Source organism: Synergistaceae bacterium DZ-S4 (assembly GCA_025943965.1).
GTDB lineage: Bacteria > Synergistota > Synergistia > Synergistales > Synergistaceae > Caenicola > Caenicola nitritireducens.
In genome coordinates this window covers 23,924-38,210 of the sequence record JAPCWD010000012.1, presented here as the reverse complement: position 1 = coordinate 38,210, position 14,287 = coordinate 23,924, and the positions used below count along the sequence as shown (strand labels likewise).

Genomic DNA, 14,287 nt, shown 5'->3' with positions numbered 1-14,287 from the left:
AGGAATAAAGAATGAGGGATCCTGAGGAAAGAACCCGCCATTTTATAGTCAGAAAGAAAAAAGAAGAAGAAATATTCGACGAACCCTCGGAAAAGCGCGTCTCTGCGCAACAGAAGGAAAGGGTCTCTCCGGAGAGAAAGAGGGCCGGGGAGGAAGATAACGAGAACCTCAAAGCGGGATTTTTCGCAAGATACACCGGAAAGGGCCGCGGCGATGATGACGTACAGGCAGAGAGATCACGCGCAAGATTTGAAGAAAGCTTCAATGACGACGAGTTCGAGGAGGAAGAGGAGGACGAGAGCAAAAAAGCCCCCCTGCTGGTCAGGATCTTCGCCTGGGTCGCCCTTCTTGCGATCTTTTTCGTCTGCGGATACCTCGGAGCCAACTATTTTTTCAACTGGGCGGATAAAAAAGGCGGTCCAAGAGTGGGAAATGTTGTAGGGAGCGGAACGGAGGCATCAAGAGTGGTTTCCGGCGCCAATGTTTCCAACGGATCTGGAAATGTCAAATATGACCTCTTCATACCGGAGGGCAAGACATTCACCGAAAGGGAGATAGAGATCAAAAAGGGAATGGTCGAGGAGGATATCGAAAAGGTGGTCTCTGTCTACATAGACGGGCTTAAAGAGACTCAGATGCTGGACAACAGCTCGCGGGTGCTCAACGTTTTCCGGAGCGGGGACTGGCTCTACCTTGACATGACGGGAGCGTTCGGCACCTCGCTGAAGACACTGGGCAAAGACAAGGCGTCAATGGTGATCACCGGACTTGTCCGTACTATGAGAGATAACTTCCCGCCGATCAAAAAAGTAAAATTCTATATCGACGGCAAAGAGTCGGGTGAAAAGGCTCCCGTGGATCTCACAAAACCATGGGAGATCAGTTAACGGAGCATCGGACGATGAGGATAGACGGAAGAGAACCATTTGAACTGAGACCGATAATGTTCCAGAGGAATTTCAGCAGGTACGCCGAAGGGTCGGCGCTGGTCGAATGGGGCAATACAAAAGTGCTGTGCACTGCCTCTGTGGAGGACAAGGTGCCTCCCTTCATGAGAGGCACCGGCAGCGGGTGGATCAGCGCAGAGTACTCCATGCTCCCGAGATCCACGCACCAGAGGACGCAGAGGGACATCAGCAAAGGCAAACCCAACGGAAGGGGAACAGAGATCCAGCGGCTGATCGGCAGATCACTCAGGGCCGCGGTGGACATGTCGAAGCTTGGCGAGAGGACGATCTGGATAGACTGTGATGTCCTTCAGGCAGACGGCGGAACGAGGACAGCCTCGATATCCGCCGGCTTTGTCGCTCTTTTTGACGCTCTGAGATGGATGGCCGCCAACTCAATGATCAATGAGATCCCTCTGAAGACTCAAATAGGTGCTGTCAGCGCAGGCAAGGTAAACGGAGTGCCGATGCTTGACCTCTGCTATGAAGAGGATTCTGCCGCGGAAGTCGATGCAAATATAGTGATGACGTCAAAGAGAGAATTCGTGGAACTCCAGGGCACAGGCGAGGGAGGTGTATTCTCCGGCGCAGAACTGGACGAGATCCTCTCTCTGGGATGGAGGGGCATCTGTGAGATACACCGGATCCAGGCGGAAGCGCTTGAACTGACCGAAGAGGAAAAAGCGGTTCTTCTGAGATGAAGATAGTTCTGGCAAGCAGCAACAGGAACAAGTACCGTGAAATGAAAGAGGCCTTCAGACCGATAGGAGTAGAGCTCATTTACGGCGGAGATTCTGATGCTCCGATAGAGGTAGATGAGACAGGCGAAAGTTACGAAGAAAATGCGCTGCTCAAAGCAAGGGCCTGGTCTGAAGCGCTTGGTATGGCTGCGCTCGCCGATGACAGCGGCCTGGAAGTCTTTGCCCTCGGAGGATCCCCCGGGGTGCATTCAGCCCGCGCGGTCCCGGGCAGCGACGCTGACAGGACAATATGGCTTCTTTCCAAAATGGAGAGCGTAGAGGACAGGAGAGCCCGCTTTGTCTCCTGCATAGCGGTCGTATTCCCCGACAGGGAGGACCCGCTCGTATACAAGGGCATCTGCAGCGGTACAATATCATCAAAGCCTTGCGGCAGCGGCGGTTTCGGTTATGATCCCATATTCATACCTGACGGATATGATGCCACATTTTCCGAACTTGGAGATCAGATAAAGACAAAAATTTCCCATAGGGCTATGGCAATAAAAGGTATAGCAGAAATGCTCATACCTGTGTTAAAATACTATGCTGTACGTACTATGGAAAAATCCCGGTCTGTGCAGGGACAGTGATCCGGCCGCCGGAATAGAGAAAACCCCTGGAGGTGTGGTTTGTGAAAATCCTTCTTGGAATACTTCACATCCTTGTTTGTGTAGCTCTGATCGGAGTTATAATGATGCAGCACAGGAAAAGCGGCGGATTCACCGGAGCCTTCGGCGGAGGCGGCACTCAGGCAGATACGGGAGGAACATGGCAGCGCATGTCATCCCTGACCAAGATAACTGCGGGACTGATGCTTGCCTTTATGGTGCTTTCGATCCTGCAGGTCGTCGTAAGATAGGCCGTCGCCATGCCGCTCAAAAGGCTTGACAGCCAAAAGGACATCGTCTCCTTCCATGAGACGGAAGGCCGTCTTTTTTCGGCAACGCACGAAGAGCTGCTTACAGGCTGGACAACAGACATCTATTTTTTGAAGACAAGAGACGTCCTGCGCTCGGCAGGACTCCTTGAAACGCCCGTGACAGCAGAGGTTTTCACAAGAAAGAGCGGCATCTTTGCCGGGATCGAAGAAGTCCTCCGGCTTTTCAGGACATTCCCTGAACCGCCTGTTGTCGAGGCTGTCCCAGAGGGTTCCGCTTTCGAAGCAAAAGAGGTGCTGATGCGGATCACAGGCACCTATGAGTCTTTTGGGCTTTATGAAACAGTGCTGCTTGGGATGCTCGCCTCTTCTACAGGCTGGGCCACTGCGGCAAGAGAGTGTGTGGATGCGGCTGAAGGTCGCAATGTTCTCTGTTTCGGCGCGAGGCATGTGCACCCTGCAGTAGCCCCCGTAATGGAGAGGGCCGCGAAAATTGCCGGCTGCAGCGCGATGAGCTGCATACTTGCGGCGAAGCTGTGCGGTGAAGAGCCGAAGGGGACCATCCCCCATGCGGCCATTTTGATAGTAGGTGACACAGTCAGGCTCGCAAAGCTTTACGACAGCCAGATACCTGCAGAGGAACCGCGCATAGTGCTTGTGGATACCTTCAAGGATGAAGCGGAAGAGACTATCCGGGTCGCGGAATGCCTGGGCGACAAACTTTCAGGCATAAGGCTCGATACACCCGGAGAGCGCGGCGGCGTCACGCCGGACTTGGTCCGCGAGATCAGATGGCGTCTTGACAAGGCAGGATACAGCAAAGTCCAGGTCATAGCGACGGGGGGGCTGACCCCTGACCGCATCAGACTGATGAACGATGCAGGCGCTTCTGTTTACGGAGTAGGGAGCTACATTACACACGGTACCCAGAGGGATATGACCATGGACCTTAAAATGGTCGACGGAAGGCCGATCGCGAAGCGCGGACGTCTTCCCGGAATAATTGAAAATCAGAGGCTTGAACGCGTACTCTAGCCCCACGGTCTGTTTTCCCCCACGTTAACGGACAGTGTCTCCGAAGCCCGGTGCCGCAAGGCACGAATGCCACGGCTTCAGGGAGCCGGAAGGGTAGCTTTGAGAAATATAAAAAATAAAAATTAGTGTTCCACTTTTTTGAGGAGGAAGATCCATGATAGGCACACGTTCTTTCATGGCTAAGGGTGCGGAAGTCGAGCGCAAATGGTACGTCATCGACGCGACAGACAAACACCTTGGCCGTCTGGCAGTTCAGGTAGCCCGTATCCTTTCGGGAAAACACAAGCCGACGTACACGCCTCACGTTGACACCGGCGATTTCGTTGTAGTGGTCAATGCTGAGAAGGTCGGACTTACAGGCAAGAAACTCCTGCAGTCCACGATCACTACACACAGTCTTTACCCCGGCGGACTGAAGACTCTCACTTACCAGGAGGTCCTTGAGCGCCGTCCGGAGCGTCTGATCGAAAGGGTCGTATGGGGCATGCTTCCCAAGACCAAACTAGGACGCGATATGTACCGCAAACTTAAAGTATATGCCGGTCCGAGCCATCCCCATCAGGCTCAGAAGCCCGAGCAGATAGACTAGGAGATAGGGGTGTAAACTATGGCAGTTAAAAAGACAGAGACAGCAGCCCCTGTATCCTTCATTTGGGGTACAGGCAGAAGAAAGAACGCTATCGCCCGCGTACGTATCTGCGAAGGTGACGGTAAATTTCTCATCAACAACAGGGAGGTAAAGGATTACCTTCCCAGATACTATTGGGCCACTCTCGCTCTCCAGCCTATCAAGGTCGCCGGAGTTGAGGGCAAGATCGACGTATTCGTCAACGCCCACGGCGGCGGACTCACCGGCCAGGCCGGCGCGGTGCGCCTCGGCGTGGCAAGGGCGATCCTCAAGATGTACCCTGCAGCGCGTCCCTCCCTCAAGAAGGCAGGACTTCTTACCCGCGACTCACGCATGGTCGAGCGCAAGAAGGTCGGACTCAAGGGCGCAAGGGCAAACAAGCAGTTCTCAAAGCGTTAGTTTTTACGATCTGCTCAGTCTTCCCGATATCCCGGGCGCTGCTTGCGGCCCGGGATGTTTTTTTGCTCTTTTCCCCGGTAAGGCAGCCCGATCCTGGTGCAGACGGAGCCGAGCCCTCCGGAATATGATCTCAAGGCAAAAACCCTGTTTTGTCTTTTTTATTATTCTGTCATAAGGGATAATGATAAATTTCAGCTTGACCTAAGGGAGGCCAAGCACTAAACTTTATGCGAGAAAGCAATATGTCGGGAAATACCCGAAGGAAGGAGCAGTCCATGGATAGTTCCAGTCCCAGTCCTGAACCTCAAGGACGCTTAGTGAATATTTTCTAGCCCGGGCTGCGCTTTTTTACAAGCACCCGGCGCTGCCGGGTGTGGAGTTTCTGCAGATTTTCCTTCGTTTCATCCCTTCACTCCCGTTGAACTTTAAAATTTTTAACTGACGAACACAACACGACGGCATCTTTTTGATGACACGACCCGGCATGTGCATTACTGCACAGCCCGGAACGCGCAGAAATTCAAAAAAGAGCGGGGAGGAGACGCCAATGCTTAAAATAACCAAAACTTTTGAAGACAGGCTCCACGATATCGATCCGGACAACATTGAATCGGGCGCCTGGATAAGCCTGGTAAAACCTACAGCAGAGGAACTGCTGGTCACTGAAAGGATAACCGGAGCCCCCCAGGACTTCATAAGATCCGCGCTTGACCCTGAAGAATCCTCCCGCATAGAGATAGAAGACAATCACATCCTTGTACTTATAAACGTCCCGGTCAATCACGAAGACAGGCCCGGCGAGTACGACACCATACCCCTTGGAATGGTCGTCACCCCGGATTTTTTTGTCACGATCTGCCAGGAGTACAACGAAGTCCTTCACAGCTTCAAAGAGACGAGGTACAGGTACTTCAGCACATTCAAAAGGACCAGGTTCCTCTTCCAGCTTCTCTATCACTCAGCGCTGCTCTTCCTTAAGGATCTGCGTCAGATGGCGAGGAAATCTGACAAAATAGAACAGGACCTCAGGCTCTCTATGAAGAACGAGGAACTTTTTCAGCTCCTGGACCTTCAGAAGGGGCTTACATACTACTCCATGTCGCTGCGCTCGAACAGGGTCGTCGTTGAGCGTCTCCTGCGGCTATGCTCGAATACTCAGGTCAATCACCTGATAAAAATCAGGGAGGAAGACGAGGAGCTTCTCGATGACGTCAGGGTCGAATATGATCAGGCGATAGAAATGGCACAGATTCAGACGGATGTGCTTGCCGGAATGATGGATGCTTTTGCCTCAGTTATTTCGAACAATCTGAACATGGTCATGAAATTCCTTGCCTCTGTCACTATCGTGATGGCAATACCCACGATGATAGCCAGCTTCTTCGGAATGAACGTGCCCGTTCCCTGGACCTCGCACCCGCTTGGTTTCTACATTGTTGGCCTTGTCTCGATAATGCTCACTGTGGCTGCAACAGTGATACTGTGGAAAAAGAGGTTTTTCTGATAAATATAGTGCTGCCGGATAACCTATTCTTCCGATTATGTATATAATGTCGCAATAAGGAAGAGCAAGTTTCCTTGAAGGGGGAGACTCAGGATTGAATATACCCGAAGGCAAAAAAAAGAGGAATGTGATCATCGCGGTGCTCGTGGCTGCTGCAGCACTCTCTGCATACTTTCTTATGTTCGAGGCAAGGACAAAAGATGAGAGGGTAAGAGCTTCAGGAACAGTCGAAGTCACTGAGCTCAACCTCTCTCCCCAGGCAGGGGGAAGGATACTTGAGCTGAACATCAGCGAATCGGACCACATCACCAAAGGCCAGCTGATAGCGAGGATGTCCCTCGACGGAGCAGATCATGATGCCGCTATCGCCGAAGCCTCCCTTGCGGCCGCAAAAGAACAGCTGCTTGAGCTTCAGAACGGATTCAGAAAAGAGGACATTTCGAGGGCCGAAGCCGAATATGCCCTTAGAAAGGCTCAGCATGAACAGGCCGTGAGAGATGAAAAGCGCTTCCGGGAGCTTGCGGCGGAAGGAGTCGTATCGGTAAGGGAAGCAGAGCTCTACGAGGAGAACGTAAAAATCAAGATGAATGCTATGGAAATGGCTTCAGAGACCCTTCTGATGCTTAAAAGGGGAATAAGAACGGAGCAGATAGAGGCAGCCAAGGCAAATGTGAAGAGAGCTGAGGCCGCACTTCTCAAAGCAGAGACAATTGTCGGCTACAAGGAATTTTATTCTCCTGCCGAAGGCGTCATCCTCACCAAAAATTATGAAGCCGGCGATGTTATAAATCCCGGAGCACCGATCGCGACCCTTGGAATAATGACAGACTGCTGGATCAAGCTTTATATCCCCTCGACGCAGCTGGGGCTGGTCAAACTTGGAGGAGAGGCAGAGGTGAGTGTCGATGCCTATCCCGATAAAAAATTCAAAGCTGTGGTAAGTGAGATCAATCAGCAGGCGGAGTACAACCCCAGACTTTCTCTCACCCAGAGCGAACGTTCAAATATGGTCTTTTGGATCAAGCTCAGGGTCAATGATCCTGAAGGCATCCTGAAGCCGGGTATGCCTGCTGATGCCGTGATACTATGATACCTGACGGGAGCGAAATCTCTCTCTCTTATAAAGGGGCAGGCAAAAAGTTCAATGGGGTGGCCGCGCTTGAGGGCATAGATCTTGAAGTCCGCAGAGGCGAGATATTCGGATTCATAGGACCTGACGGAGCCGGCAAAACCACTTTGATAAGGATGGCCATGGGCATCACAAATCCGGATACCGGAGAGTGCACCCTTTTGGGTATGAAAAACAGGCGGAGGGCGAGGGTAAACGCCGGATATGTACCACAGCTTTTCAGCTTATATACTGATATGACTGTGAATGAGAATATTGCCCTCTTTGGTTCCCTCTATGGTACAGAGAGGGAAACGGTGCTTAAAAGAGCAGAGGAGATCCTTAAACGGACAGGCCTGTGGCCTTTCAGGGAGAGGCTGGTCGGAAAACTTTCCGGAGGGATGAAGCAGAAGCTTGCCCTTGCATCAGGACTTATGCATACCCCGGAGATCCTCTTTCTTGATGAGCCGACTACCGGGGTCGATCCTGTGGCTAGGAGGGAATTCTGGGCCATGCTCTATGAACTTAACAGACAGGGCCTGACTATAATAGTCTCCACTCCCTACATGGACGAGGCCGAACTCTGCACACGAAAAATGTTCATCAACAACGGAAGGATACTGGACGTGGGGACCTCAGAGGAACTTCTGAGCCGTTACGACAAAAAGATCCTCAGGCTTGAGCTGGATGAAAGAAGGGCAAAGGATTGGCTGATGAAGTGCGGACATGTATGCGATGCAAACCTCTTCGGCACTAACTACCATATAGTTGTGGACGATGCCGATGCCGCGGCCTGCGAAATAAGAAAAGAGCTTGATCAAAGGTACAGCCAGCTCCCTGACCTCTTCGAAGCTACACCCAGCCTTGAGGACCTCTTCGTTGCCTTCTCCGGAGGTGCGCTGCCTTGCCGCGTCCCGCAGTAGAGACAAGGGAACTGACAAAGAAATTCGGCAGCTTCACTGCCGTTGACCGCATAACTATGTCCATAGAAGAGGGTTCGGTATACGGATTCCTTGGACCTAACGGATCAGGAAAATCTACGACCATCAGGATGCTCTGCGGTCTTCTTGCACCCACATCCGGAGCGGGACTTGTCCTTGGCATGGATCTCGCGGGAGAGGGAAGGAAGATCAAGGACCGGGTAGGATATATGTCACAAAAGTTCAGCCTCTATCCTGAAATGACGGTGATCGAAAATCTCGAGCTCTACTCCGGCCTATACGGACTCCGGGGTGCGGAGAAGGAGAAGCGTATTGAGGATATGCTCAGCCTGGCAGGACTGAACGGACGCGAAGACGAGTATACGAGACTGCTTTCGGGAGGCTGGAGACAGAGGCTAGCACTTGGCTGCGCCATTCTCCACAAGCCGAAGATCCTCTTTCTTGACGAGCCTACGAGCGGCGTTGACCCTAAGGCCAGGAGGCTCTTCTGGGACATAATATACGATCTTGCGGCGGATGGCACGACAGTAATGGTTACCACACACTTTATGGATGAGGCGGAGCACTGCGACAGGGTCGCATTTATCTACTTCGGCGGACTCATAGCCGATGACACGCCTGCGAACCTGAAAAAGCTCATCCCAGGCAGGCTCTATGAAATTGGATCGGACCACTCCTTCGATCTTCTTGCAAAGATCGAGCGAGGTGAAGCGGGACCTGTGATCGACTCCTACTTTTTTGGGGAGAAGCTGCATCTCCTGGTAGGCAAAGAGCGGCGGATTGATGACGATGAACTCTTTAGGGGAGCTTCGGTAAAGGAGATCATACCGTCCATGGAAGACGTATTTACCTACCTGGTGAAGAAGGGATCAGTAATGGATCTTGGTGACGGAAGGCTGTCAGGTACAGGCGAGATGAGTCTTAAAGCCTCCGCTGAGGCAACGAAGGAGTGACAGCTGTGCATTTTGGCAGGCTTCGTGCCCTTATAGTCAAAGAGTTCATACAGGTCATGAGAGACAAGCTCACCCTTGCCATGCTCATATTCATGCCCGTTGCCCAGCTCCTGATATTCGGCTTTGCGATAAACACGGACGTCAAGCACCTTCAGACCGCGATATTCGACCAGTCGAGGACTCAGGAGAGCCGTGAGATGATAGAGAGTTTTACGGCCAGCAACTACTTTGACATCAAGCTCTATGCGGGCAACATCAAAGAGGTCAACAGGGCCGTCGAATCGGGGGCAGCCAAGGTCGGACTGATAATACCTCCCGATTATGCGCAGAAGATCAAAAGCGGCAGAGAAGCCGCAATACAGGTCATTATCGATGCCACCGACAATATGTCCGCATCATCGGCAATGGCTGCCGCTCAGACCATTGGCATGCTGAAATCACAGGAGATCCTGGGAGACAAATTCAGGCGTATGGGCTTTGAAATACCCGCCCAGGCCGTGGATATCAGGATCCGCCCATGGTACAATCCCGATTTTATCACCTCATGGTATCTTGTCCCCGGAATAATGGGGCTGCTCCTTACCATAACACTTATCGCGATGATGGCGATGGCTATAGTCAGGGAGAGCGAGCAGGGAACCCTGGAACAGCTGCTCGTGACTCCGATGCGTACCTGGGAACTGCTTCTGAGCAAGATACTCCCATACATAATAGTAGGATATATACAGGTGATCGTATCTATAATCGTAGGCATGGCAGTATTTAAAATGCCCTTTCTGGGGAGCAAGATACTCTTCTTTGTCCTGACGTTTTTTTATGTGGTTGCCAACCTCTCTCTCGGGATAATGATATCGACCTTTTCCCAGAATCAGATGCAGGCCCTCCAGCTTTCGATCTTCCTTATTCTCCCCAGTGTCCTGCTCTCAGGGTTTGTCTTTCCCACGGAGGCCATGCCGAGCGGATTCCGCTACCTCGGAGAGTGTATCCCCATTACATATTACATAAGGCTGTCAAGGCAGATAATACTGAAGGGCGGAGGGTTCGAATTTGTCTGGAAAGACACACTCGCACTCTGCGTATACATTGCGGTGATGTTTTCGTCAAGCATCGTAATGTTCAAAAAGCGTTTTGTTCCATGATCCGCAGGAGGAATATAAAATGAAAAAAATTATCCCCGTTGGAATAGTTCTCATTCTTATTGCCATACTCTCCGGTGCGGCTGTTGCCTTTTCTGCCGAACCTCAGGAGCTTGAGAGGCTGGTCCTGAAGGCAAGGGAGAGCAATCCGCTGGTATCCGCCGCAGAGGAGAGGGTGATCCGTGCGGAGGGAGCACTTCAGGAAGCCGGTGCAAAGATGGGACCGAAGTTTGGTGCCGGGATCGCTGCCATATGGCCGAAGGACAGATTAATGCCCATTGAAGGTATCCCCGTTGATTTCGTTAATGTTTATATAGCCGCTGCAGGTTTTGTGCAGACCATATATGCAGGAGGATCGCTTTCTGCCTCAAAGGAGGCTGCAAAACTTGCGAGGGATGCGGCTGTGGCCGAAAAGGAGAGAATTAGCCAGACAGTTGCAAATTCTGTCAGGACAGCATATTACAACTGGAAGAGAGCTTCTGCCAAAAAGATGGTCGCAGCAGAGGCGCTGAAGCTTGCCGGAGACCATCTTGAAAGGGCCGAGAGGCTTTTCAGGTCAGGGCTTGTTGCAAGAGGAGATGTACTAAGGAGCAAGGTCGCGGTCGCCGATGCGGAGCTTGCACTGATCAGGGCGGAAAATGCCGTCAGCATTTCCGCGGCAGCTCTTGAAAACGCTGTCGGGGCACCGCCGGAGGTCTCAGAAGCAGGTGCCGCACATCCCGAATATGTCCCGTCAAAAGAGGCTCTGGCAGAGAGGGAGTCCAATTTAAAAGCAGCTTATGAGAACAGGATGGAGGTCAGGATGTACGACCTGATGAGCCGCAGGGCAGCCAAGGTAGCCAGGGCTGCAGAAGGGCTGCTGCTTCCGCAGATAATTGCGGCAGGCGGAGTAATAAACTCCGGAGACGAATTCTTCCCAAGCGGAAACGAAGAGATGGTCTTCTCGCTTATGGTCAGGTGGACAATGTTTGACAGCGGAGAGGCATCTGCAAAGACGAAGCAGGCGAAGGCACAGGGAAGGGAGTTTCTCCATCTTATGGATGACATGAAGAACAGGATACGGATGGAGGTAACGGCCGCCGAGCTTGATCTCAGATCATCGCTCAGCAGACGGGAGGTCGCCCGCAGACAGGTGTCGGAGTCAGAGGAGGATTACAGGATCGCTGTCCGAAGGTATGAGGAACAGGTGGGGACTAATCTCGAGATGCTGGATGCAAGGCTTGCCCTGACAAAAAGCAGGACTGAGGAAGTTGATGCGCTATATGATATCCTTATTGCAGAGGCGAACCTCCTCTATTCGCTGGGCAAATAGCAGGCGGATAGAATTCCGGTGGCCATGCTCAAATGAAAGAATCCGGAAGCATAGTTTATTTTCACGCAAGTTTTCCGCATAAAAGGACATTGCGCCTTTTTTCTCTAAGTTAGAATCATAAATTGTTTTGTTTTGGCGTTTTATTCTTTCAATTTAGGAGAGGCTAGGCTTTTACCCTCTTTACTCAAATAAGGAAGAGGAATACAATTAACAGTGTGTGTAAGAATTGTCCCATTACAGGGACAGATATCTTAAAGTAAATGCCCGTTTGGGCGAAAAATCCAAGGAGGTTTTTTGTATGGCCGTACAGAAACGTACTTCCAAGAATGTTCTTCTCGACACAGCACTGAAGAACTTCTACGCAGCAGCAGAAGAGATGAACCTTGACGAGGGTCTTGTTGAAGTCCTCAGCCGTTCTGAAAGAGCTGTATGCGTCTCCGTCCCTGTAGTAATGGACGACGGTTCAGTAAGAGTATTTGATGGTTTCCGCGTACAGCATTCAACGGTCTGCGGACCGGCAAAAGGTGGTCTCCGTTTCCACCCCGACGTCAACCTCGAAGAATGCGAAGCCCTCGCAAGCCTTATGACCTGGAAGTGTTCGCTCGCCGGCATTCCTTACGGCGGAGGCAAGGGCGGGATCGCAGTAGATCCTTTCGAACTTTCACCCCGTGAGCGCGAGATGATGACCCGTACATTCGCAGCCCGTGTTGCGCCCTTCATCGGCGACTGGACAGACGTTCCCGCTCCCGACGTCAACACCGGCGGTCCCGAAATGGTCTGGATCATGGACACCATTTCAAAGCTTCGCGGCAAACTCGAGCCCGGCGTGGTCACAGGAAAGCCCATCGCCTACTGGGGATCGAAGGGCCGCACCGCAGCGACGGGACTCGGCGTCGCAACATGCGTGCTCGAACTCCTCAAAACACAGAAGGTAGATCCCAAAACAGCGACAGTGATAGTACAGGGCTTCGGCAACGTCGGAACTTACAACGCGCTCTTCCTCCAGGAAGCAGGGGCAAAAGTAGTCGGCATCAGCGACATCACCGGCGGATACTACTGCAAAGACGGGATCGACATCAAGGCAGCGAAGGCATTCGTAGAAGCACACCCGAAGCGTATCCTCGACGGCTACACTCAGCCCGGACTCGTCAGGATGAGCGGCGAAGAGATCCTTGAGCAGGAATGCCTTGTCCTTTCACCCTGCGCACTCGAAGGCGTTATCAGCGAGAAGAACGCTGACAAACTCAAGTGCAAATATATCGTCGAAGGCGCGAACGGACCCACAAGACCCGACGGAGATGTCATCCTGGACAAGCGCGGCATCATCGTTGTACCTGACTTCCTTGCCAACAGCGGCGGAGTCATCGGTTCATACTTTGAATGGGTACAGGACCTGGCCGGATTCTTCTGGACCGAGGAAGAGTACAATAACCGTCTCGTCCCGATCATGAAGGACAACTTCAAGAGGGTCTGGGATTATTCACAGGAGCATAACGTAAAGATGCGCCGCGCGGCGTTCCTCGTCGCCATCAAACGCGTTGCGGACGGACTCAAGCTGAAGGGTTTCTTCCTCTAAGCTTAAGCTCTTCAAACCGGATCAAATGATACAGGCCGCTCCCTCACTGGGGGCGGCCTTCGATTAGGGCGTTTTTCAGCAGCAGATGCCGAAGGTCTCTTCCATTGCCGTGATGAATTTCACGAGGGCTTCGTTTACGGGCACATCGATATCGTGTTTCTTCGCAAGTTTGCAGACTGTCCCTCCGAATGCCTCCACCTCTGTCTTCCTGCGGGCAAGGACATCCTGAAGCATCGATGTCCTGCCTGTGGGAGTAAGCGAACTCAGCGTGTCGATGCAGTGCCTGATGTCACTTTCGTCAAGGAACACATTCTCGGCGGCCGCTACTGCTACTGCCTCCCGCATTGCCGATGCCGCGAGGCTCCTTACCGCAGGTGAATCCTTTATGGCTCCGTAGCCGCACCTCAGAAGCGCCGTGACCTGATTGGCGCCCACATTGAGCATGAACTTCAGCCACAGGTCCCTTATCATATCTTCAGGAATGCTGTACCTGATCCCCGTCCTGCCGAAGAATTCCTCTACCGCGAGAACCTTGTCCGAGTAGCTCCCCGGAGTGTTTTTTGCTTCGCCGAAAGGAACGAATCCTAGGTTGACGTAGTCTGTGGAATCACCGGTCCTTGTAGCGTCGGTCCTCATAACATAGGAATAGAGGACCTTTTCAGCTCCGTAAGCCTTGCCGATCTCATCTTCGCTGGTTATTCCGTTAAGGAATGAAAGGACTGTCGTATCCTTGCCGACATGGCCGCGGGCCTCTTCTATCGCTTTGGAAAGGTGGTGGTTCTTTACTGCAAATATGAGAAGATCGGCGGGAGCGGTCTTTTTTGCCGGCCCGAAGACCGGGAACATGTAGGTCTTTCCATTTACGCATACTCCATGCTCCCTGTATCTTTGCTCCCTCTCCCCCGAAGCTATCACTCTTATGTTTTCCATGGGGACAGTTTCAGAGATCTTCGCGAGGTTTGCACTCCCGATCGCGCCAAGTCCTATCAGCGATACCGTTTCGATTTTTTTCATAAAAGAAATCTCCGTTTTCATAATTTTTTGTGCCGCACCATAGTATGAGAAGCTATTGTATACTATTTTTCTTCTTTTTTGAATAAGAAATGCCGGCACCCGAAAAAGGCACCGGCA

Annotated in this window: 15 protein-coding genes; 14 read left to right on the top strand and 1 reads right to left on the bottom strand. The window is 52.1% G+C overall.

Annotation, left to right across the window (positions count from 1 at the left end; genetic code table 11):
* Positions 1–11 precede the first annotated feature (11 nt).
* The 14 genes from OLM33_08250 (at position 12) to OLM33_08185 (ending at position 13,156) form a co-directional block, all read left to right on the top strand.
* The gene (locus OLM33_08250) at positions 12–887 is read left to right on the top strand and encodes a GerMN domain-containing protein (protein ID MCW1713648.1); all 876 of its coding nucleotides are present in this window, start codon (positions 12–14) and stop codon (positions 885–887) included.
* Between the two features lie 14 nt (positions 888–901).
* Complete coding sequence (gene rph, locus OLM33_08245) at positions 902–1,648, top strand: ribonuclease PH (GenBank protein ID MCW1713647.1); 747 nt, start codon at positions 902–904, stop codon at positions 1,646–1,648.
* Positions 1,645–2,277 (top strand): RdgB/HAM1 family non-canonical purine NTP pyrophosphatase, encoded by a 633-nt coding sequence (gene rdgB, locus OLM33_08240; protein ID MCW1713646.1) that lies wholly within the window; start codon positions 1,645–1,647, stop codon positions 2,275–2,277. Before rph ends, rdgB begins: the two co-directional genes overlap by 4 nt.
* 41 nt (positions 2,278–2,318) lie before the next feature.
* Positions 2,319–2,546: a preprotein translocase subunit SecG gene (gene secG, locus OLM33_08235; GenBank protein MCW1713645.1), complete on the top strand. Its 228-nt coding sequence runs from the start codon at positions 2,319–2,321 to the stop codon at positions 2,544–2,546.
* Between the two features lie 9 nt (positions 2,547–2,555).
* A complete protein-coding gene (locus OLM33_08230) occupies positions 2,556–3,599 on the top strand; it encodes a nicotinate phosphoribosyltransferase (protein ID MCW1713644.1) in 1,044 nt (347 codons plus the stop codon).
* A 154-nt stretch (positions 3,600–3,753) separates the two neighbouring features.
* Positions 3,754–4,188: a 50S ribosomal protein L13 gene (gene rplM / locus OLM33_08225; protein ID MCW1713643.1), complete on the top strand. Its 435-nt coding sequence runs from the start codon at positions 3,754–3,756 to the stop codon at positions 4,186–4,188.
* An 18-nt stretch (positions 4,189–4,206) separates the two neighbouring features.
* Positions 4,207–4,626: a 30S ribosomal protein S9 gene (gene rpsI, locus OLM33_08220; protein MCW1713642.1), complete on the top strand. Its 420-nt coding sequence runs from the start codon at positions 4,207–4,209 to the stop codon at positions 4,624–4,626.
* 547 nt (positions 4,627–5,173) lie between these two features.
* Positions 5,174–6,130, top strand: a complete 957-nt coding sequence (locus tag OLM33_08215) for a magnesium transporter CorA family protein (protein MCW1713641.1) — start codon at positions 5,174–5,176, stop codon at positions 6,128–6,130.
* A 94-nt stretch (positions 6,131–6,224) separates the two neighbouring features.
* Positions 6,225–7,220, top strand: coding sequence for an efflux RND transporter periplasmic adaptor subunit (locus tag OLM33_08210; GenBank protein MCW1713640.1), 996 nt, complete (start codon positions 6,225–6,227; stop codon positions 7,218–7,220).
* Positions 7,217–8,161, top strand: a complete 945-nt coding sequence (locus OLM33_08205; GenBank protein ID MCW1713639.1) for an ABC transporter ATP-binding protein — start codon at positions 7,217–7,219, stop codon at positions 8,159–8,161. The genes OLM33_08210 and OLM33_08205 overlap by 4 nt, the downstream gene beginning before the upstream one ends.
* A complete protein-coding gene (locus tag OLM33_08200) occupies positions 8,143–9,132 on the top strand; it encodes an ABC transporter ATP-binding protein (GenBank protein ID MCW1713638.1) in 990 nt (329 codons plus the stop codon). Before OLM33_08205 ends, OLM33_08200 begins: the two co-directional genes overlap by 19 nt.
* The gene (locus OLM33_08195) at positions 9,129–10,271 is read left to right on the top strand and encodes an ABC transporter permease (GenBank protein MCW1713637.1); all 1,143 of its coding nucleotides are present in this window, start codon (positions 9,129–9,131) and stop codon (positions 10,269–10,271) included. The genes OLM33_08200 and OLM33_08195 overlap by 4 nt, the downstream gene beginning before the upstream one ends.
* A 19-nt stretch (positions 10,272–10,290) precedes the next feature.
* Positions 10,291–11,580, top strand: coding sequence for a TolC family protein (locus tag OLM33_08190; protein ID MCW1713636.1), 1,290 nt, complete (start codon positions 10,291–10,293; stop codon positions 11,578–11,580).
* A 298-nt stretch (positions 11,581–11,878) separates the two neighbouring features.
* On the top strand, positions 11,879–13,156 hold the full coding sequence (locus OLM33_08185) for a Glu/Leu/Phe/Val dehydrogenase (GenBank protein ID MCW1713635.1): 1,278 nt from the start codon (positions 11,879–11,881) through the stop codon (positions 13,154–13,156).
* Between the two features lie 75 nt (positions 13,157–13,231).
* Here OLM33_08185 and OLM33_08180 read toward each other — a convergent pair whose 3' ends face one another.
* Positions 13,232–14,170, bottom strand: a complete 939-nt coding sequence (locus OLM33_08180) for a ketopantoate reductase family protein (protein ID MCW1713634.1) — start codon at positions 14,168–14,170, stop codon at positions 13,232–13,234.
* Positions 14,171–14,287 lie beyond the last annotated feature (117 nt).

What these genes read in the sequence shown, in the direction of transcription:
- OLM33_08250 (MCW1713648.1), top strand. Translation starts at nt 12, where the DNA reads ATGAGGGATCCTGAGGAAAGAACCCGCCATTTTATAGTCAGAAAGAAA.
- rph (MCW1713647.1), top strand. Translation starts at nt 902, where the DNA reads ATGAGGATAGACGGAAGAGAACCATTTGAACTGAGACCGATAATGTTC.
- rdgB (MCW1713646.1), top strand. Translation starts at nt 1,645, where the DNA reads ATGAAGATAGTTCTGGCAAGCAGCAACAGGAACAAGTACCGTGAAATG.
- OLM33_08230 (MCW1713644.1), top strand. Translation starts at nt 2,556, where the DNA reads ATGCCGCTCAAAAGGCTTGACAGCCAAAAGGACATCGTCTCCTTCCAT.
- rplM (MCW1713643.1), top strand. Translation starts at nt 3,754, where the DNA reads ATGATAGGCACACGTTCTTTCATGGCTAAGGGTGCGGAAGTCGAGCGC.
- rpsI (MCW1713642.1), top strand. Translation starts at nt 4,207, where the DNA reads ATGGCAGTTAAAAAGACAGAGACAGCAGCCCCTGTATCCTTCATTTGG.
- OLM33_08215 (MCW1713641.1), top strand. Translation starts at nt 5,174, where the DNA reads ATGCTTAAAATAACCAAAACTTTTGAAGACAGGCTCCACGATATCGAT.
- OLM33_08205 (MCW1713639.1), top strand. Translation starts at nt 7,217, where the DNA reads ATGATACCTGACGGGAGCGAAATCTCTCTCTCTTATAAAGGGGCAGGC.
- OLM33_08190 (MCW1713636.1), top strand. Translation starts at nt 10,291, where the DNA reads ATGAAAAAAATTATCCCCGTTGGAATAGTTCTCATTCTTATTGCCATA.
- OLM33_08185 (MCW1713635.1), top strand. Translation starts at nt 11,879, where the DNA reads ATGGCCGTACAGAAACGTACTTCCAAGAATGTTCTTCTCGACACAGCA.
- OLM33_08180 (MCW1713634.1), bottom strand. Translation starts at nt 14,170, where the DNA reads ATGAAAAAAATCGAAACGGTATCGCTGATAGGACTTGGCGCGATCGGG.